The sequence below is a fragment of the Rheinheimera sp. F8 genome (assembly GCF_001518915.1).
This window is the reverse complement of record NZ_CP013656.1, coordinates 1,912,028-1,932,278: the sequence shown is the minus strand read 5'-3', so window position 1 is coordinate 1,932,278 and position 20,251 is coordinate 1,912,028. Positions and strand designations below refer to the sequence as shown.

The window sequence follows — 20,251 nt, the reverse complement described above, 5'->3', positions numbered from 1 at the left end:
AGCAATAATGCCTGAACTTTACGCATAGATCGTGCTGATCCTTTCAGATCTTAAAGCCAGCCGCGTTCGGCAAAGGATATGACCTCGGCGTCGCCGACCACAAAGTGATCCAATAACTTAATGTCGACCAAAGCCATAGCTTGGGTCAGGCGCTCCGTTATCGCTCTGTCAGCGCGACTCGGCTCAGCAACTCCGGATGGATGATTGTGAGCCAAAATAACGGCGGCGGCATTATGCGCTAAAGCAGCCTGAACTACAATACGCGGATAGACCGGCGAGGCATCTATCGTGCCATAAAATAACGGTTCGGCTTTGATCAGCCGGTGTTGGCTGTCTAAATACAAAGTCATAAAGACTTCCCGCGTTTCAAGGCCAATGCTGTATTGCAAATAATGTTTCACCATGCCGGGGTCAGAGAACACCGTATCGCGCTGCATATGCTGATATAAACAGCGCTTACACAGCTCCAGCACCGCCTGGGTTTTCACATACCGATGCACGCCAAGCCCTTTGTGCCGGCAGAACTGGCCGCGTGGCGCAGCGAAAAACGCCCGCACACCACCGAAGTCGTTTAATAGCTGCCGCGACATCGCCACCGCATCGAGGCCAGCGCAGCCGTGGCCGAGGAAAATGGCCAGTAATTCGCCGTCGGATAAAGCGCCGGCGCCGTAACTTAATAGTTTTTCCCGCGGTTGTTCGGCCGTCGGCCATTGCTTGATGGTCATGATTACTCGTCCTTGAGTTCGTGGTATCTTATCGGCCAGTTTCTGGCTGATGGTTTCCTTATGCACAACATCCTTGCTGGTAAAAAGATCCTGCTTGGGATCAGCGGTGGCATTGCTGCCTACAAATCTGCAGATCTGGTCCGCCGCCTTAAAGAGCGTGGCGCTGACGTCCGGGTGATCCTGACGCCAGCCGCTGCTGAATTTATTACCCCTCTGACGCTACAGGCACTGTCCGGCAATCCGGTGGGCCAGTCGTTGCTGGACCCGGCGGCTGAAGCTGCGATGGGCCATATCGAGCTGGCCAAATGGGCCGACTTTATCTTAGTAGCACCCGCCTCGGCGGACGTGATCGCCCGCATCACCCATGGCCTCGCAAATGATCTGCTGACCACCTGCATCCTGGCAAGCAACGCGCCGCTGGCGATCGCACCGGCGATGAATCAGCAGATGTATAAGAACATAGCGACCCAAGCCAATTTATCAACTTTAATTTCACGAAACATTCACATATTTGGGCCTAATGCCGGTGAACAGGCGTGCGGCGATGTCGGGCCGGGCCGGATGCTGGAACCGCTGCAGCTGGTCGATGCCATGATTGGCGTGCTGGCTGCACCGGCGCAGCAACCACTGCAAGGCGTGAAAGTGACCATTACTGCCGGGCCGACACGTGAAGCGATTGACCCGGTGCGTTACATCAGCAACCACAGTTCCGGCAAGATGGGTTATGCCCTCGCAACCGCTGCTGCAGCACTTGGTGCTGAAGTGACGCTGATTAGTGGCCCGGTGCAATTGGCCACGCCAACCGGTGTAACGCGCATTGATGTCACCACCGCCGAACAGATGTATGTCAGCAGCATGCAACAAGCGCCTAACAGCGACATTTTTATCGGCTGCGCTGCTGTAGCTGATTTTCGCGTGGCTGCGCTCGCGTCACAGAAAATCAAAAAAACTGCCGACAATGACGGCCTGACGCTGCAGTTGGTGAAAAACCCGGACATTATCGCCAGTGTCGCGGCGCTCACTACGCAACGGCCTTTTACTGTCGGTTTTGCCGCCGAGACAGAAAAAGTCGCGGAATATGCCCGGCAAAAACTGCAAAAGAAAAACCTCAACCTGATATGTGCCAACGACGTGTCTGATCCGGCGCTTGGCTTTAACAGCGAACAAAACGCCATCACGGTGTACAGCAACACGGCTGAATTCGCGCTGGGCCAACGCAGCAAAACCGACCTGGCCCAAGCCTTAATTTCCCTGATTTATGAGCAATACCAACATGAAAAAAAGCATTGAACTGAAAATCCTCGACCGCCGCATTGGTACTGAATACCCGTTGCCGGAATACGCCACGCCAGGTTCTGCCGGTTTGGATTTACGTGCGTTATTAGACGAACCGCTGACGCTGTTACCAGGCCAGACTGAACTGATCCCGACCGGCCTTGCCATTCACATCGGCGATGCCAACCTGTGCGCGACGATTCTGCCGCGCTCCGGCATGGGCCACAAAAACGGCATCGTGCTCGGCAATCTGGTAGGCCTCATTGATTCGGATTATCAGGGCCAGCTGATGATTTCAACCTGGAACCGCGGTCAAAACGCTTTTACTATTCAGCCGGGCGACCGCATTGCCCAGCTGGTGTTTATGCCAGTCGTGCAGGCGCAATTTGAACTGGTCGAAGAATTCGACACCTCTGAGCGCGGTGAAGGTGGATTTGGCCACTCAGGCCGGTCGTAACCGCTGATGTCGACGCCCAGAAGCAGCAATCGCAAAGCAGAAATTCTGGATGCGCTGGCCGTGATGCTGGAAAAAAGCCCCGGTCAGCGTATTACTACCGCCGCACTTGCGGTGCAAGTGGGCGTCACTGAAGCCGCGTTATACCGTCATTTCCCCAGCAAAGCGCGGATGTTTGAAGGCTTGCTTGACCTGATTGAGCACGAACTGCAACACGAATTCCGCATCATTTTTCAAACCCACAAACAAGCCGAAGCGCGTATTCAGCTGATGCTGGAAGCTTTGCTGCAATTCGCCGGCCGCAGGCCCGGCTTATGCCGGCTGCTGACCAGTGAAGCCTTACAGGGTGAACAGGAACGGCTGCGCGAACGGGTCTGTCAGCTGCTCGACGGGCTGGAAAAACAACTGAAGCAATGCTTGCGTGAGCGTAAACTCGGCACCGGCAAACGCCATGGTGACGAAGCGGCGGTGGCCAATTTGTTGCTCGCCTTTATCGAAGGCCGGTTGCTTCAGTATGTCCGCAGCGGTTTTAAAGAACCGCCGCATCAGAGTTTTGCCAGCCAGTGGCCCGCACTGAAAGCGGCACTGTTCGCGCAGGACTAACATGGCGCGGATGAGCATGATCCGCCTGACCGCGAGATGGTCATCAGGCGCGGTGCTGCAACATAACGAGCCGCAGCAGTTGAGCGGCACTGCCGCGCCAAAGCAACTTCTGCGCGTCACCTTACAATCCCAACACAAGCTTTATCAGGTCGAAACCCACACCGACGCCCAAGGTGTTTTCAGCGTCGACATTCCGCCACAGCCGCCATCTGGCCCCTGGACTTGCACCATCACGTTGGCTGACGTTGTGCTTATCAGTTTGCACGACCTGTGGTTTGGCCAATTGCTGTTATTTGCCGGTCAGTCCAATGTTGGCTGGCCGCTGGCGCGCTATCCTGACCAGCTTTCCGCAGCCCTGCAACTTCCGGCTGCTGACGCTTTGTGTAACGTACGCTGTTATGTTACCGATGCGGCCGATCTGCACGGCACCGGGCAATGGCTGCAACAAAATAGTGCCAGTTATCCGCACTGGCCGGCGCTGCTGTATCACTTCAGTCATGAATACGTGGCCAGCACTTTAAGTTCGCAAAGCCCGATGATGCTCGGTCTGGTCGATTTGAGCTGGCCAGGTTCTGCGATTGACGCCTGGACCGAAGCTTCTGTTCCTGCCAGCAGCCCGTGGCAACCGGGCGCTTTATTCGCCGCAAAGCTGGCGCCCTGGCTGCAACAGCCCTTTGCTGCGTTGTTGTGGTATCAGGGCGAGCAGGATGCGATGGGCAAAGAGGCTGCTCACTATGCTGACAAACTGCAGCAATGGCTACACAGTTGCCGCCGCTACGCCGGTTGGGATTTCCCGCTGTTGTTGGTACAAATCGCCGGCTTTGGCAAGCCGGGCTTGCCGGACCTGCAACATGGTTTTGTCCAGGTGCGCCTCGCACAGCAACAACTTGCTGCGGTGACACCCAACTGTGCTTTAGTGTCGGCCGCTGATTTGGGCGACGAGAAGGATATTCATCCGCCTTTAAAAGCCGAATTGGCGCGGCGACTGGTGCTGGCGTTGGCTGCATTACTCAGCGGCCAGCGCGCTGCCGGCTTGTGGCTGGCAACACTGCAACACCACAGCGCCGGCACTTTCCTGCAATTGCCGGTGCAAGCCGGCGCCGCACGCTGGCAGGGTCGCACGACTCCACTCACAGGGTTTTATTGCATGAATGCAAAGGGGCAGATTCGCGAAGTGCAGGCAGAACTCAGTGCCGATGGTCAGCAGATCCTGCTGCAACTGCCGCCCGAAACCAGCATATTGCTGTATGGTTTGTCCGCGCAGCCGCAGCTGAGCTTGTACACAGCACAAGGCGAACCTTTGTTGCCACAGAAATGGTCGGTGCCAGCTGTTTATTGACCACTGGCTGCACTTTGCCGGGCGGCTTCGTAGGCTTGACGCTGCGCCGCCAGATGACGCCAGACGGTCTGGCAACGTTCGGGATTTTCCTGACAATATTTCGGCGAAAAGGCTAAATACAGCGGCATGCTGAAAAGCGGCTGCTCGAGCTGGCGCACCTGCGCCGCAGCCGGATGTTGGCGGAACTGCTGCAAGGTGGTACCGGGTGGAATGACGTAACCGTCGATGCGACGATTCAACAGTAAATCAACGCCCTGATTAATATCCAGCTCCAGCGGTGACAACGCATTCAGGTCACGCAGCCGTTGCTCGGCGACATAACCTTTCAGTGTGATCAGGCCATATTGCAGACCGAGAAAACGCTGACCGTCCCATTGCACTTTGCTGTCTTTGCGTACAAAAATCAGATAAGGCACGTCGTACAAGGCCTGGCTTGGATCCGGCGCGCCGTTGCGTTCGGGAAACTGATATTCCTTTGCCCGCTCCGCCGTCCAGCCTATCGACAACAAACCGGTCACGCGTCCGGTCCGGACTTGAGCGAGGCAACGCTGCCAGGGCAAATTAATAAAAGTCGCCTGAGGTAATTGCTGCAATACCCAGCCCGCTACACGGGCGGTATGCTGACCATAAATGCGCTGGCCGGCCACTACTACAGGTTGTTGGTTGACGCTGTCGACAGGTCCGTCATAACAAAAGGTTTCCGCCGCAAACAGCGGCGGATGCAATAAGCAAAGGAGTAAAAAGAACCTGCGCACAAACATCAGGTGGACAGCTCCGGCATTGGTAAAATATCACCATAGCACAACTGCATTGCTGCAGCGTATCCATTTTAGGAACCATCACCCGCATTCACTCAGTGCAGTAATTGCCAGATCGCTGCGCCCCATACCAAGGCAACAATAGTCAGGCTTAAGGTAACCGCAGCAGAGCCCATGTCTTTGGCGCGGCCGGACAGTTCATGGCGTTCCAGACTCACACGGTCGGTCAGCGCTTCAATTGCTGAATTCAGCAGCTCAACTATCAGCACCAATAACAACACACCGACCAGCAAAGCCCAGTGGCCAACCGATTCAGCCAGCACAAAAGATAATGGAAACATCAGCATCGCAAGCAAAGCTTCCTGCCGGAACGCCGCTTCAAACCGCCAGGCGGCGACAAAGCCTTTACGTGAACATTCAGTTGCTTTCAGAATGCGGCCAACACCGCTGCCGTTTGGTTTGTTGATCAACACAGACTCCGCTTTAAAACAATCAGGCCAGCATCGCTGGCCTGTACAGATGACAGAACGCTTTCATTTATCGCAGCTTAAGCTTAACAATTCCTGAAGACAAATCTGTCCGATCCCTACGCCAATCTCAGACGCCAAACTCAGCGCGGTAAGCTTTGACCGCATCCAGATGCGCAGCCATTTCTGGTTTGCCTTCGAGGTATTGGATTAAGTCTTTCAGACCAATGATCGACACCACTTTGGTACCAAAATCACGTTCCACTTCCTGGATGGCCGACAGTTCGCCTTTGCCGCGTTCCTGCCGATCCAGTGCGATCAGCACGCCAGCCAGTTCCGCGCCCTGCGCCTGAATGATTTCCATCGATTCGCGGATCGCAGTGCCGGCGGTGATCACATCATCGACCAGCATGATGCGGCCTTTTAATGGCGAACCTACCAGACTGCCGCCTTCACCATGGGTTTTAGCTTCTTTGCGGTTAAAGCAGTACGGTACGTCGCGGTCATGGTGTTCCGCTAAGGCGACGGCTGTGGTCGTCGCGATCGGAATACCTTTATAGGCCGGGCCAAACAACACGTCGAAATCAATGCCGGCATCCATCAGCGCCGCAGCATAAAAGCGGCCCAGTTTCGCCAGATCGCCGCCGGTATTAAACAAACCGGCGTTAAAGAAATACGGGCTGGTACGGCCGGATTTCAGCGTAAATGAACCAAATTTCAGCACCTGACGCGACAGGGCAAATTCAATAAATTCTTGTTGAAAAGCTTTCATCGGAAGACCTTTTAGACAGATTCGTTATGCCAAAACACGTTTTTGTTCGTCGACGATTTCGCGGATCGCGTCTTTCGCCAGCGCCAGCATCGCCTGCATTTCTTCGAAGCTGAATGGCTCGGCTTCGGCAGTACCCTGAATTTCAATCAGTTTGCCGGTTTCGGTCATCACCACGTTCATGTCAGTTTCAGCGGCTGAATCTTCAACGTATTCCAGGTCAGCCACAGGTTCGCCTTTGTAGATACCGACAGACACTGCAGCAACCATGTATTTTAATGGGTTGGTTTTAATCATGCCTTTGGCGCGCATAAAGTTCAGTGCGTCACATAAAGCTACGCAAGCGCCGGTGATGGCTGCTGTGCGGGTGCCGCCGTCGGCCTGGATCACGTCGCAGTCGAACGTGATGGTGTTTTCACCGAGCAGTTTTAAATCGACTGCAGCGCGCAGGGCGCGACCGATTAAACGTTGGATTTCCATGGTGCGACCGGCTTGTTTACCACGGGCGGCCTCGCGGTCGTTGCGGGTATGGGTAGAACGCGGCAGCATGCCGTATTCCGCGGTGATCCAGCCTTTACCCTGGCCTTTCATAAAACGTGGCACTCCTTCTTCAACCGACGCGGTGCACAACACTTTGGTGTTACCAAACTCAACCAGCACCGAACCTTCGGCGTGGGCAGTGAATTGACGGGTGAAACTGATAGGACGGATCTGACTGGCTGTTCTGCCGCTTGGACGCATGGGAAACCTCGGTGGTCGCTGAATGAGCGAAAAATGATGGCGGCATTATAGGGCTTTCACCATCATCCTGCCATCTATACCCTTCTTGCTTTGAGATCCGGAGGGCCTCGTCGCATCCACTAACGACAACACCGTCGAAACAGGCCCGGATCTGCGATGATTTTGGCGATATTCGCCTAACGCCGATGTTCTGGGTATACTCGGAATTTCCGCTATTCCAGATGTATAAAAGGATAATCGCATGATCCACAGCATGACCGCTTTTGCCCGTCACGAAATTAAAGCGACCTGGGGCAACGCCGTATGGGAGATCCGTTCAGTTAACCAAAGATATCTCGAGAGTTATTTTCGGTTACCCGAGCAATTCCGTGGCATGGAAAGCCTGCTGCGCGACAAACTGCGCCAGAGCCTGCAACGCGGCAAAGTGGAAGTGAATCTGCGTTATAACGCAGCACAGCAAAGCGGCGATTTAAAGATTAATGAAGCCTTCGCCGGCCAGTTAATCAAAGCGGCGCAGGCGTTAACGGCGCAGTGCCCGCAAGCCCAGCTGAATATCGCCGACATCCTGCGCTGGCCCGGCGTGATGGAAACACAAGAAGAAGACATGGACTCAGTGCAAGCCGAATTGCTGGCCGGTTTTGACATCGCGATGAAAGATTTCCTCGCCGGCCGTGGCCGCGAAGGCGTGGCGATTGAACAGCTGATCCGTGATCGCCTCGACCAAATCACCACCCACGTCGCCAACTTACGCGTACATCTGCCACAAGCACTGCAATGGCAACGCGACAAAATGCTGACCCGCTTACAGGAAATCAAAGCCGAGATGGACCAAAACCGCCTCGAGCAGGAAATGGCCTTCCTGGCACAAAAATCCGACGTCGCCGAAGAACTCGACCGCCTCGACGCCCACATCAAAGAAACCCGCCATCACCTAAAACAAGGTGGCGCCATCGGCCGTCGTCTCGACTTTATGATGCAAGAATTTAACCGCGAATCGAATACGTTGTCGTCAAAGGCGATTTCTACCGAGATCACCAATACGGCGGTGGAGCTGAAGGTGTTGATTGAGCAGATGCGGGAGCAGATCCAGAATGTCGAATAAATTTCCAAACTGTTTCAAACTGCTTCATTGAATCATAAGTAGCTGATTTAAAAATAATTACATAATCATACTGTATCTTTATAACCCAAGCAGCACCAATCAGATGGTTACCAGTTTGGTTACCAGTTGCACTATTGCAATACATCAAAATGGTTACTAGTATAAGCTCCATAAGTGTCGAATTTATGGAGCTTTTTCCGCATGATCACAGTTTCTGAGCTCAAAAAAATCATCAGTGCAGGCTTACCTGTCCGTAAGCCTGTTGGTAGTAACCTCTACTTCCGTCTGAACCAATACAGTGTGGCTAGTTGGGAATTCCGCTATGTCATCAATGGCAAACGGCGCTACATGACTATTGGTAAATACCCTGAGATGTCGCTTTCTGAAGCCAACCGAAAAGCTGGTGAAATGACAGCGCTAAGGAATGAAGGCAAAGATCCACTGGTTGAGAAAAACCGAGCGCAATCTGCTCAAGCCTACAATTGCGATCGGCTTTTTGATGACTGGTTCGAACATGACCTGCGGCCACGGTTAAAACACCCACAAATTCCCTATCGCATCTACGGCAAAGATATTCATCCTGTTATCGGTGAGCTATCGGTTGCGTCCGTCACGCCATTGGATATCCGAAAAATACTGGTAAATATTCGCGAATCAAAGCGACCAACGGTCTGCAACGATGCTCTAATGTATATGAAGCAGCTGTTTCAGCATGGCATCAAGATCGGTCTGCTAACTAACAACCCTGCAGCAACCTTTACCACGAATGATGCAGGTGGCATCGAAGAAGCGAAAAGCAGGGCTTTGACTGAAGAAGAAATAGCCGAAGTGTTTCGAGTGTTTCGCGAAAACATCAGCAGTTTTGGGCGTGATAACTACATCGCTTGCTGCCTGTTCTTGATGTTAGGCGTTCGTAAATCGGAGCTTTGTGAAGCCAAGTGGTCTGAATTCGACTTAGACAATGCCTTGTGGCACCTGCCAAAAGAAAGGATGAAAACCGGTGTCCCCATCACTATTCCATTACCGTCACAAGCAATGCTGCTATTCAAGACGCTTAAAGTGTTTGCTGGTTTTTCTGAATACGTGTTTCCAGCCAGACAACACAGCAAAAAACCTCATGTTGGCTCAGATACGTTAAACCGAGCAATCACCAAATGTTTTGGTCATGAGGCTGGCCGTAAGGTTCAACCAACCAATTTGATGGGAGATATCACCTGTTTTAGTGTGCATGACCTTCGCCGAACCTTCCGCACCATGTGTGCCAAGTTAGGCATTTCAGGTGATGTGGCAGAACGTTGTTTGAACCATAAGCTCAAAGGTGTTGAGGGTATTTATGACCGTCACGACTACCTTGAAGAGCGCAGAATTGCTCATCAAAGAGTTGCTGACAGATTAGAGCAATACTTTGACCTCAAAAGTCTGACATCAGAATTTATTGACCTTTGATTACGTCCATCACCATTTTATCGAGGGTGCCGGGAGGAGCTACCGTCACCTCACTTTTAACCCGTTCAGGCAGTTTCTTGACGACATGCACCTTGGAAAATGCTTTACGGATTTTGTCCTTTTCGTCGGCAGCTGTGAGTTTGTCAGCAGCCAAATCCAGCAGTGTGGTAACCGCAACTTGATAAGACACTCGCCGCTTATTCAAATAAGTAGCAACTGATGACTGCAATAGCGCAGCTACTTCTTTGGTTAAAGTAATTTTCTTTTTCGGTAACGCATAACGACGCGACTTTTCCGCATCGATGATCTGTTTCTTCAATTTTGGTAAATCAGCTTTATCGGAAATTTTATCGATCAACTTATTCAGCTTTACAGCTACATCCATTTGATCTTTTTTCTTCTGTTTGCCGAAGCCATCCAATAGCACAAGACATTGATCAACAAATTTAAATGCTGAATGTTCAGGTGAGACATCGCTACGCAATTTCTTGATTAAAGATTTTGCGCCATCCTTGAATACGCGTGTTTTAATAGTTGCCATAACTTAAGCCTCTTTAACCATATGAATGAACAAACAATAGTGCATGACACGCAGAAATTGAGTAACCTAAAGGTATTCGATCTCACCAACCAATGGAAATACCATGTCTATTCTGCTTGATAAAAAAGAACTGAAAAAAGCCGCCAAAGAAATCTCTGTTGCCAAAATTCATGAAGCGATTGAAGTACTGCAATCAGTCATCGCTGATCGTCAAAAAGAAATTGATACCATCGAACAAATTAAACAACTGGCAAAAGCACAAGGTTTCTCTCTTGAGCAACTCGGCCTGCAACTGACAACCAATGTCGTTGCTGAAGTGGTTGAAGAAAAAGTCGAAGCTGGAAAACGTCCAACCAAACCTAAGTTCAAAACGCTGAATCCAGAAAGCCAATTTTTCTATGTTGAAAATGGCAAGTTACACTTGCTGAAAACACATACCATGAAAAAAGGCTTGGAAGAACGTGGTATTAAAGTTGTGCCATTTGCTAAGGTCGAAAAGAAATTTCAAAGTGAGATATCACCACTGATTGCTGAAGCAGTAGCTCAAGCGACAGAAAGCTTTAACTCTAAGGTTGAAATTTGGAATGCTTGGGCAGAGCAGAATGGTAATGAGATATTAACTCAGAAGTAGATACAAATATGGAAGATCTAATTCACTCTAGAGATGAGTTCATATTAGATCTTTCATTATTATCTTCACTTTATTCAATGCATCTGCAATAAAATTAATTATTTTATATATTTGAAATGCAAAAAATAACTTAACAATAGTGAAAAAATAGAAATAGTTACCTTATCAAATATTGATTAAATTATGAGTGAGTAGCTACTCAAAACTTAACGAAATTACTAAAAATTTAATCAACCTTAAATTTCCATATATGCACTATATCTGAGCCTTCAGTTCTATTCTTTTTCTTCCTAACAAAATCAAAAGCCACTATTACATTTTTATTATTAATCGCAAACTGCGCAGCTGCTATAGTTGCAGGTTTAGTTCCAATTGGAACTAAACATAGGATTTTTCGCTCGTAGCTTAGAGAACAATAAACCTTATTAATAGATTCATAAGTAGATATAGGATCATTAGCACCTGCATATCTAATCCCGAATTTGTTGTAGCCTAATAACTTAGATAGCTGTTCACTATTATTCGATAGAGTAATATTTTCCCAGCCAGATTTAAAAGCCGGTACTCCGATTAGGCAAAATGTTTTATCCGTTATGTATTCTTCACAGTGGATTAAAGTGCCAAGTCTATGGCCTTCGAATCCGAGACACACAAATATTTGTGAATCAGCCGTTGTACCTACAAAAGGAGGAATTAATTGTAGACCATGACCATCATCTGACAGATCAAAAACTTTTGAATCTGATACATCAGTTGAAACGTGCTCTCTGTATCCAGTCGGCTGGACATAGAGAACATCAAAATCGACTTTTTTCATGTCAAAAATGCGAAATAACTGCAATATCTCTGGCAACGCTAAAGATGTAGCATCCAATAAATATTTACCTTTCAACACCGGTATACTTGCAATATCAGCAAGATTATATATAGAATCACCTAATTTAAGTTTGACTAGATCTGGATTGTATTCAACAGATACTAATTTATGCGAGACACGACTGCAGAATTCAGAAACCCAACCACTTCTCTCATCCAAGCTTTCTGCACTAGTAAATGTTACGTCATAATACTTATCGCTTACAAAACTTGTAATTTTATGGGCAGTTTTATTTAACCAATCATAAATTGAAATCATAATAAAACACCCTGAACAACCTCATCCTCAGTGCATTTCCACTTAATCTGAAATTTTTTCCTTAAACTATCAAACTCTTCGGAACTACCAGCAACTATAGTTTTAAAATCATCTACAGTTAATAGAACACCTCGCATCTTCCTATAAGATATGCCAAATTTTGGTGCATAGACTGGGTTCAATTGGAATTCAATGTTATACGAATCAGCTTCGTCCTTTTGCCTGCGAGAATCGCTTGCAACAATTACTCTCCAACTAAGGGCTGACTCAATGATATTCTCAAGATCTACATCCGAGCCTGCAAAATCGTATTTAAGAGAAAAAACAGTTCTTTCGGGCTCAGTTTGGTAGCTGCTTTTTTGAGAAATCCTGAACAGCTCTCCAATTCTATTAACAAGATGAGATAGTTTTCTTCCAAATGGAGGATAACTGATGACTTCTCGAACCAAATCGGAACTAGTTGAAACAGCACCTAAATGCATTCCTGATAGAGAAATGGGAGAAATATCTTCCAAATATATATAGTTTAATTTGCTATCTATGTCATTGGACATTTTAAGAGCATTCAAACAGATTTCTTTAAAGTGTCTGACATTTGGTGATGTCATTGTGATAAAACGTTCGAAACCAGCATATACAGGCAGATTAACGGAAGCATTTTGTAAGTTTAAAGAAATTAAAGTACTAAACTCATAACTTTTAATTTTATCTAAAAATCTTCTATTTCTCTCATTTGATTTTTCTTCGTTTAGGTATGCAGCTATTTCTTTTAAATCGAAATTTCGTTGCCTATGCGTACCCAAAATTGTGATAGCAAAGCTCGGATCTGAAAAAATTTTTTCAATCTGATTTTTAGAAAAACTCAACGTTTCTAGTAATCTTAGTAACTTATTTCTAATCGCTGTATTTGCTACTGCTGTACTTGATATGTCCTTAACCGATGGAGTAGGAAGTATTCTGTTCAATAAACTTACAACTGAGTCTTGGTAACTAGGGTTCTTCCTAGACTCAATATTATCTCTATTTCCTAAGAACTCTGGAGTCAACTCTTCTATATTACACTTTATACCCGCATTCTGTAATGTAAGTAGAAAAATTTCAGCCGCAAATATTCTATAGTCAGATTTTATGAATTCATCAAGATTATAGGACACGTAATCATCAGGAGCTTGAAGCCATTGGTCTGTAGTTGTCTCATTCGTTGGCGCTGCATTGGATTTATATGCTACATTCCAACTCAGTGAACTTGTAGATTCCTTACGGTAAGAATTAAGTAATCGCTGCTGATTTTCTGTTAGTAACTCGAATTCGTCGATAAAAATTTTAAAATTTGTTTCAGAAAAATCAGAACACTCATTTCTTATACAATCTAATAGGTATTGAACAACATATTTTGTTTCAAACGAGGGTAACCCATCTAAATTAACCGGATTCAGTCTAGTAGAAAGTTGGTATTTTTGGTCAGAAATCCATGTAAAAATATCACTGAAGTTTGAGACTTTTTGTTTTGAAATAATGGTTAAAACTCGCCAGAACTTTCCATTTTCTAGTAATTCATTTTTAATATTTTCAAAGTGGAAAGATGCATTCTTCACAAATTTACATATTTCTTCAACTAGTGATAAAGTCGAATGCACAGAAAAAAATCTCAAAGCATCATCACCTAGCCAGCTAGACTTTAACCCTTGGCAATATGCAATATCTGGTTTCCAGTAAAACAAAACGTATTTCAACTCATTTGGTTCAACATTTTTTAAATTAACATCAAATCTAGTTGCATGAGAAAAATGTTGAATATATGTACTTTTTCCTGAGCCTCTAGAACCAACTAGTGCAATTGAATGCGACAAATTTCTTAAATCGAGCCGATCAATGAAGAAAGGAACAACAAATTTATTTAATACACTGCCATTATTGCTTTGGAATTCGAGGCGAGCTGTTGATAGTTTGTTAATTAATTCATTTAGAAGCATAGTTATAACCTCCGTCCAAAAAGTTGATTCCAGTTTCCACGATCGCTTCGATGCCAAAGAATTGAAGGTGCTTGGTTTGGACATCCCCATTGAAAAACAATAGGTATACATGAATCATTATCACCCATCCAGTAGCTACTTTTTGGCGCATATTTTTCTTTCATCGTCATGAAATGAGCTATAACATCTTTTACCGTATTTTTTTGGTCGTTTTTGAATAAAGATGTTTGATTTACATTTAAAAAGGCGTGCTCGTCTTTGAGAACTTCACATGGTAGAACTATTAATTTTGGAAATCTTTCGATCAGATTGCAAATTCCTGACTCAAGAGCAACGAGTGGACAGTATATTATTGTCATGTGTTTAATCTGTTCATCAAGTTTAAACTCTGCCGCAAACTGATCTGTAAATTGTCTGCCACTACCTAAAAAGTCATCTATTAATATTAATGCCTTAGGTGCATTGGTAGATGGCGTAAATGCGTAATAGTTAGTTTCAAGTATAGAGGATAACATCCTGTAAATAGTGCTACCGGACTCACCATGTTCGTTCTCAATTTTCACTGGCAAAAATTTAATTAGATGGGCCAATCTTCCACTTTTTAACTTTGAAATCCATTCGAGCAAATCTGTATCGCGTAAAATATCATTTTCTTTTAATACCTGCCAAAGTAAAGAATTAAACAGTGTTTGGTAACTTGATATAGCCATCTCTTTACTGCGAACTATAAGGCTATCAAGTAATTGTAAAGCAACATATTCATCTATCTCGCTATCAAAATTCCCAAGCCAAGCATGTACAACTTCAATATCAAATGGCCATATTTTCGTATCGCAATAAGTTCTAATTCTAGATTTTACTAAACTTTTGAAAACTCCATAATTATCCGGTAATTCCATTTTTTTATCCTAATAACCGACAAATATATTCTTGCGTTATGTATTTCGCACCTACACCAAGTGCTGAATTTGTAATGTATTCAACACCATCACTGGAGGATATTTTACTCCATAAATATTGTCCAATTACTAAGTTTTTAGGTCTAATTACAATTACGCAGTCACTTACCGGTGCATTTCCATCTTTAATAAATGCAATTCTTCCAATGCATCTGGTTCCGACACGAGCTATTAAGATATCACCGGATTTTGCAAAACTTTCATGCTCTTCATCGAATTGTGGAATATAGATTTCAGTAGGTGCTACTGGGAGATCTGATGTGTGAATGTGAAATTTATACTTCAGTGAACAGCTCTTATTGCTGAGGCTACCCCTAAAAATTTTGTAATCTTCATTTTTGTAAACAGGTAATGTTGAATGTGATTTATTGTGATATGAGTAATCTGCACGTAAAATTGCACAAGATTTTTCTATAAAAATACTACTCTTACTTAGGTAATCTGTGATTTTAATATCATACACGAAGTCATCAATTTTCCTCATTGAGATATTAAGTATAAATGTTTCAGCTTCTGTTTTATGAAAGCTGTTCCTTGGAAGTTGTATTATTTCATTAACCTTGTAATTTTCGAAAATATGCTTTCTTAACTTTCTCCAACGTATTCCGGTTAGGAGACCAGCCGGTAGTATTATGCCAATCTGGCCCTCTTCTGTAAGAAGCCTAATGTTTTGTGCTAAAAAAATTATTTCTGCCGGTATGGTTTTTGTATTCTTCCCAATGCAAAACTCTAATCCAGCTTTTTTTAAAACTTCCCTGCAGTTTCTATCTATACTTTTGGAATAGAATGGAGGGTTTGATAATAGTAAATCTACACTCCCGTAATTTAATCTAATATAATCGGGAAGTTCTAAACAAAAACCATCAAGATGGATTGCCTCGATTAATTTTTTTTCATTTGCTTCAGTAACATTTTTTGAATCTAGATCAATACCGACCAAACTAATGTTTCGCCACCTTCTTTTAGCTGCAAGTAATAGATCACCTGAACCAAAACCCAAATCTAGAGCAATTAATGGATTATTCATGCTAATTGTATTAACAAGGCTGTCACTGAATTCATTTCTTGTATAATACTGATTCAAATTATCGGTCATATCTTTTCTTCAATATGTAACGTTAAAATCCGTTTTTAAAAAATTTCGCCAATGATAGTATTAACAACTGAAATTAAATATATAATTCCAACAAGCAATCAATTAACATCTTAGAATTTATTGCCTTGATAATCCAATCGAGTGTGGATAGAAACACGCAAATTTATTTTATGATAAATGTCTTAATTCCAATTTTGCTAAATAATATATAACTTTACACCTAGCTATAGACAAAGCGTATGAGTCATAGTTGCGAGAGCGCCTTCAGTCAATAGTCCTCATGATAAACGCTAATAAACTTTAATGCGCATTGTTTAAAACTACCGTTTAAAGATCAAAATCGGCCTAACTGTTCTTCTCCATACCCTGCGCTTCAATACTTGCCTGCTAGCAGAATACGATTAATAAAGTAGCACACTGTCTGCATGTTTAACAGAATTCTCCGGCCAAAAACACCCTAATATATGAGAATATTTTATACTTTGACGCAGTTAATTGATGTAACTCTTAAGTATTTTTACATCAGTCATTCCGTATAGTTCAATGAATTTTCACATACACAGCTGTGTATATATGGCTTTTCGTCATATTCTGGTGTCTGAGTTTCGCTTAAGATTGGAGCTTCAGTTATTTATCAGTAAGGCTTCTAGCGGTATCACAGTCAACGGTTGCTCAACGTCCGCGTCATGTCAAACATTTATAAACGAATATACAATGGCATCGTTGTCGAATTCGGAAAAGTTTGCTCCATGTTCACGAACATAGCTTGAGTGTTCTTCTAGCAGCCCAATTAGATGGTTGTTTACGCTTCGTAAACGTTCATAACAAATCACTGCCGGCAGTGCTTTATTGATTTTATTAGACTCTCTATTTGTTATGACTGCACGCAGTTTTCACCCGAAAATAGTCAGCGATAAAAAATTTGTTAACCCACAGGACGATATGGGATTTTTGATGCTTTTACATCAATAAAAAATTCTATGTTTCCTTGGCTAATCTGCCAATCCTTTTCAATTGCCCTGACATATTCAGACATCGATGCCAATGCCAATTCTTGACTTGGGTGAGGACCAACAGTCACCGATTTAATACACTCTAAAGGTAAATCTAATTCTACATATGGTACAAGCAAATCACCTTTTGGTCTGTATTTCACTTCATATTCGAAATCATGCATGTAGGGAGAAATTATTATTCTGGATTCTTTTTCTTCTTGGAATCCAATGTGTTTGTAAATAGCCGCTTGAAGATATAACGAAAAAGAAGCATTAATTGTGTCTGGCCCGTGCATACCATTGTATTTACGGAAGGCATTGCTTGTAGAGACAATTGAATCCAAAGCATGCTCCTGAGCGCTAATTAATTTTTCATCATCTCGGTATAAGCATTTTTGGAGCTTTGATACTTCGCTTTCAATGATTGTTGAATCAAACTCAATTGCATAGGAGCCGTAAGCTCGCCATTGACTTAAGCAATCACCATCGGAGCTTAATGAGAAAACATATAATGGATCCTCCCCCACAACACACATTCTAGAATTAGATATTTCATTGAGCAAAAACGACTTAGCCATTTCCCAATACTCATGGTTAGAATAAATATTAGGAGAAGCAGACACGATATTTTTAAGCAACAATTCCATTCCAATATGTAATTCTTTTGAATCATTTAAAAACCGAATATCGGTTATCCAAATCTTTCTGTTTTTCAAAATGGAATAAACTGCTGCAACACTTGTATAATGATACAATCTCATAGTATATCCTGCCTACATTAAATATAAAAAAACTTATGTCTATTTACAACTTGTCATAAGTTTTGGTACCAAACTAACATTCATACGTAACATCATAATGGAGTGATAGGCTTGATACTTTCTACATGAAAATCGATCTGTTTTCGATTCGGACACGCTCCAACTGATTCGAAATAAGCTTAATCGTGTTTGCAGAAACGCCATTCGCCTTAGCCACCACCGCGAATTGCTGCATCAGTTCAACTACTTCTTTAATCACTTGCTGTGCTTGCGACCAATTAGCAAAGTTCGCTTGTGCTGCTAACTTTTGCATCGCTTTGAGCGTGGGTGTTTTACCATAGCCGACAAAGGCAGTTGCATGTTCACCATATGCGGATGGACTAAAGGTAACATCATAAAAAGGTGCGAGTTGCCACTGGCCGTTGTCATCCTGTAAAAATGCAGAGTTTTTGCTGTGGTCATCCTGATTCAGCGCAAACAGGTTAAATACCGCACGCTTAAATTGTTGTTGGCCTGCAGCAGGACTTTTACAGAGTGCGCTACTGACTTTAATCAGATCTTCGTAATCCAAACTTGGCAGTCTGAAATTAGCATCAAGCAGTCCGCAGGTACTGAGCAAATGCAAGCGACCTTCGACATGCTTATTGGAAGTTACATCAAACCGCTTTAATGCTAACCAATGTCGCTTTACTGCACCGTCAGTAGATTCAAGCAATTTCCAGCCAGGCACATCAATACCAACAGTTTTTGCCAGCTGTAAATAAGTAGCCTCGCACATCCCTTCTTCATGACCAAGTGCTAATCGCTCAGAAGTAAACTTAACCAACCAAGCTTCAGCATTTTCAAAAGTGGTGGTGCTGCAGCGCTGACTATCGTTTGGTGTAAAATAAAGTTGTGCTTTAGGACGAGCTCCACCAGAACTACCAGCCTGTACTAACGCAGCCAGCACATCTTCGGTATGACCATCAAAAAATAGCTGTGCTTCTGTGCCTAAAGTATTCAGGTCAAAATACTCATGCGGATTTTGCATACTAAGTTCAGACACTGGCTGAAACGACAGTGCACCCATGCCGCGATTGCCTACGAAGGCGAGTCTATCCATTGCAGTAACTTGTGAAGGCAGTAACTGATGTTGTCGAAACAATCTGTCCATCAGCAGCATGCCCCAACCATCAGGTAAGGAATCTGCAAATACACCATGCAAACCGAAATGCGGTTCAGCTGGTGCAAGTTGCAGTGAAGTATCAGCTTTGAGTTTAAACGGCGACAAATTGCCAAACTTTTGCAGATAGTCCGCCTGATATTGAAAGAACGTACCTTGACGGTTTTGCGCCATCACGCCAACCAATACCTGCTCACCAGTCGCTAGAGTGCGGTACACATCTAACCGGTTGGTTCGCTTGAATGCATTTTTATCGAGGCTCATTCGCTAATACCTCATCAATGCTGGTTGGTAATGGTTTTACATGACCTGTATTCGTTAACTGTTGCAGCCGCGAGAGCTCGTCAACCGATTGCCACAACATCAGAAATTGTCTTAGTGAGATCTGACCGGTTGTTTCAAACTTTTTAATCGTGGCAGCAGGCACTAAACTTTTTTCCGCTAAGTCGTCTCGTGACCATTTACGCTGCTTACGCTGATCACGTAACCACTGACAGAGATCAGTTTGCACATCGTGGACTGACAACAGGCTTAAGTGTTCCATAGCACCTCAATAGATACATCTGTATCCATTTTTCTCATAAAATTCATTGTATGGATACTATTATAGCTATTTATAGAGTTACATTGGCTGATGAACTGAATATTTGCCAACAAAATTCAGTATACGAAATCAGTTTGGCTCGTTAGAGAAGTAGAGATGAACACGAGTGATACCGGCTTCTTGCCATTTTCCTGCTCGGAATTCAGGACGAGAACGCAGATTACCAAGTAAGTTGGATGAAGCATTAAACCTATCGGCATTCCAAACTTTTGACTCAACAGTACCATTGGCGTAACGAGTCTCGATGACGGCTTGCTTATTCAGTAAAAGCTTTTGTTTAAAAACTTGTTCATCTGAGGGTTCAAAGGTGATTGTTAATACACCTGCGCGTTTCGTGGAATTTTTAGGCGTGCTTTCTGCACTGTGAAGCTTCTGTTTAGCTTGCTTGGGTTTTGCATCATATTTGCGGTGACATTCGCGACACAGAATCAAGATAGACTTTTCAAGTGGTTGATGTTCTTCGATAAAACGTTCTTCGAACTTTTCAATATTTACAGAGACAATACCATCAATAGAATCTTGACTCAGAATTGATTCAATAATGTCATTTCTGTCTCGACCGTGCACATGAGCAGACTCAAGATTTTCTTTTGCATCACAATGCTGGCAGGCGGAAATTTGAGCCTTATGGTTTTTAGTCAGTTGTTGCACCCGATTGCGTAAGCGTGGACCGATATGCGTTTAAACTCCTTGTGAGTACCAGTAAATGCAGCCA

The 20,251-nt window shown here is 44.5% G+C and carries 21 protein-coding genes; 7 read left to right on the top strand and 14 right to left on the bottom strand.

Annotation, left to right across the window (positions count from 1 at the left end; genetic code table 11):
* Positions 1-50 precede the first annotated feature (50 nt).
* Positions 51-725, bottom strand: coding sequence for a DNA repair protein RadC (gene radC, locus ATY27_RS08710; RefSeq protein ID WP_208932863.1), 675 nt, complete (start codon positions 723-725; stop codon positions 51-53).
* Positions 726-785: 60 nt separating this feature from the next.
* Between radC and coaBC the strand changes: the two genes are divergently transcribed.
* Genes coaBC through ATY27_RS08690 form a run of 4 tightly spaced genes read left to right on the top strand, consistent with a single transcriptional unit; the run spans position 786 to position 4,396 of the window.
* On the top strand, positions 786-2,015 hold the full coding sequence (gene coaBC, locus ATY27_RS08705) for a bifunctional phosphopantothenoylcysteine decarboxylase/phosphopantothenate--cysteine ligase CoaBC (protein ID WP_208932864.1): 1,230 nt from the start codon (positions 786-788) through the stop codon (positions 2,013-2,015).
* The gene (gene dut / locus ATY27_RS08700; RefSeq protein ID WP_031566718.1) at positions 1,999-2,457 is read left to right on the top strand and encodes a dUTP diphosphatase; all 459 of its coding nucleotides are present in this window, start codon (positions 1,999-2,001) and stop codon (positions 2,455-2,457) included. The genes coaBC and dut overlap by 17 nt, the downstream gene beginning before the upstream one ends.
* A 6-nt stretch (positions 2,458-2,463) precedes the next feature.
* Positions 2,464-3,057 (top strand): nucleoid occlusion factor SlmA, encoded by a 594-nt coding sequence (gene slmA, locus ATY27_RS08695; RefSeq protein ID WP_208932865.1) that lies wholly within the window; start codon positions 2,464-2,466, stop codon positions 3,055-3,057.
* A gap of 1 nt (position 3,058) precedes the next feature.
* Positions 3,059-4,396, top strand: a complete 1,338-nt coding sequence (locus ATY27_RS08690) for a sialate O-acetylesterase (RefSeq protein ID WP_208932866.1) — start codon at positions 3,059-3,061, stop codon at positions 4,394-4,396.
* Here ATY27_RS08690 and ATY27_RS08685 read toward each other — a convergent pair.
* The 4 genes from ATY27_RS08685 to rph all read right to left on the bottom strand — a co-directional run bounded on the left by ATY27_RS08685 (position 4,390) and on the right by rph (position 7,131).
* Positions 4,390-5,157, bottom strand: a complete 768-nt coding sequence (locus ATY27_RS08685; protein ID WP_208932867.1) for a transporter substrate-binding domain-containing protein — start codon at positions 5,155-5,157, stop codon at positions 4,390-4,392. The two genes, ATY27_RS08690 and ATY27_RS08685, sit on opposite strands and share 7 nt — an antisense overlap.
* A gap of 92 nt (positions 5,158-5,249) precedes the next feature.
* Positions 5,250-5,621: a diacylglycerol kinase gene (locus ATY27_RS08680; RefSeq protein WP_208933442.1), complete on the bottom strand. Its 372-nt coding sequence runs from the start codon at positions 5,619-5,621 to the stop codon at positions 5,250-5,252.
* Positions 5,622-5,751: 130 nt separating this feature from the next.
* Entirely contained in the window at positions 5,752-6,393 is a 642-nt protein-coding gene (pyrE, locus tag ATY27_RS08675; RefSeq protein ID WP_208932868.1) for an orotate phosphoribosyltransferase, read from the bottom strand.
* 24 nt (positions 6,394-6,417) lie between these two features.
* A complete protein-coding gene (rph, locus tag ATY27_RS08670; RefSeq protein ID WP_208932869.1) occupies positions 6,418-7,131 on the bottom strand; it encodes a ribonuclease PH in 714 nt (237 codons plus the stop codon).
* A 241-nt stretch (positions 7,132-7,372) separates the two neighbouring features.
* Here rph and ATY27_RS08665 point away from each other — a divergent pair, with 241 nt between their 5' ends.
* Both ATY27_RS08665 and ATY27_RS08660 read left to right on the top strand, forming a co-directional pair.
* Positions 7,373-8,233, top strand: a complete 861-nt coding sequence (locus tag ATY27_RS08665; RefSeq protein WP_208932870.1) for a YicC/YloC family endoribonuclease — start codon at positions 7,373-7,375, stop codon at positions 8,231-8,233.
* Positions 8,234-8,434: 201 nt separating this feature from the next.
* On the top strand, positions 8,435-9,679 hold the full coding sequence (locus ATY27_RS08660) for a site-specific integrase (protein WP_208933167.1): 1,245 nt from the start codon (positions 8,435-8,437) through the stop codon (positions 9,677-9,679).
* Here the strand turns inward: ATY27_RS08660 and ATY27_RS08655 are convergent.
* Positions 9,666-10,220 carry a hypothetical protein gene (locus ATY27_RS08655; RefSeq protein WP_208932873.1) on the bottom strand — a complete coding sequence of 185 codons (555 nt, stop codon included), beginning with the start codon at positions 10,218-10,220 and terminating at the stop codon, positions 9,666-9,668. The genes ATY27_RS08660 and ATY27_RS08655 overlap by 14 nt on opposite strands.
* A 103-nt stretch (positions 10,221-10,323) precedes the next feature.
* Between ATY27_RS08655 and ATY27_RS08650 the strand changes: the two genes are divergently transcribed.
* The gene (locus tag ATY27_RS08650; RefSeq protein WP_208932874.1) at positions 10,324-10,851 is read left to right on the top strand and encodes an H-NS histone family protein; all 528 of its coding nucleotides are present in this window, start codon (positions 10,324-10,326) and stop codon (positions 10,849-10,851) included.
* A 226-nt stretch (positions 10,852-11,077) separates the two neighbouring features.
* Here ATY27_RS08650 and ATY27_RS08645 read toward each other — a convergent pair whose 3' ends face one another.
* The 8 genes from ATY27_RS08645 to ATY27_RS08610 all read right to left on the bottom strand — a co-directional run bounded on the left by ATY27_RS08645 (position 11,078) and on the right by ATY27_RS08610 (position 20,187).
* On the bottom strand, positions 11,078-11,986 hold the full coding sequence (locus ATY27_RS08645) for a hypothetical protein (RefSeq protein ID WP_208932875.1): 909 nt from the start codon (positions 11,984-11,986) through the stop codon (positions 11,078-11,080).
* Positions 11,983-13,959, bottom strand: a complete 1,977-nt coding sequence (locus tag ATY27_RS08640) for a hypothetical protein (protein ID WP_208932876.1) — start codon at positions 13,957-13,959, stop codon at positions 11,983-11,985. The genes ATY27_RS08645 and ATY27_RS08640 overlap by 4 nt, the downstream gene beginning before the upstream one ends.
* 2 nt (positions 13,960-13,961) lie before the next feature.
* On the bottom strand, positions 13,962-14,858 hold the full coding sequence (locus ATY27_RS08635; protein WP_208932877.1) for a hypothetical protein: 897 nt from the start codon (positions 14,856-14,858) through the stop codon (positions 13,962-13,964).
* Between the two features lie 4 nt (positions 14,859-14,862).
* Positions 14,863-16,014 (bottom strand): N-6 DNA methylase, encoded by a 1,152-nt coding sequence (locus ATY27_RS08630; protein ID WP_208932878.1) that lies wholly within the window; start codon positions 16,012-16,014, stop codon positions 14,863-14,865.
* A 925-nt stretch (positions 16,015-16,939) separates the two neighbouring features.
* A complete protein-coding gene (locus ATY27_RS08625) occupies positions 16,940-17,770 on the bottom strand; it encodes a DUF2971 domain-containing protein (protein ID WP_208932879.1) in 831 nt (276 codons plus the stop codon).
* A 121-nt stretch (positions 17,771-17,891) separates the two neighbouring features.
* Positions 17,892-19,196, bottom strand: a complete 1,305-nt coding sequence (locus ATY27_RS08620; RefSeq protein ID WP_208932880.1) for a type II toxin-antitoxin system HipA family toxin — start codon at positions 19,194-19,196, stop codon at positions 17,892-17,894.
* Positions 19,183-19,476, bottom strand: a complete 294-nt coding sequence (locus ATY27_RS08615) for a helix-turn-helix transcriptional regulator (protein ID WP_208932881.1) — start codon at positions 19,474-19,476, stop codon at positions 19,183-19,185. Before ATY27_RS08615 ends, ATY27_RS08620 begins: the two co-directional genes overlap by 14 nt.
* Positions 19,477-19,605: 129 nt before the next feature.
* Positions 19,606-20,187: a hypothetical protein gene (locus ATY27_RS08610; protein ID WP_208932882.1), complete on the bottom strand. Its 582-nt coding sequence runs from the start codon at positions 20,185-20,187 to the stop codon at positions 19,606-19,608.
* Between the last annotated feature and the right edge of the window lie 64 nt (positions 20,188-20,251).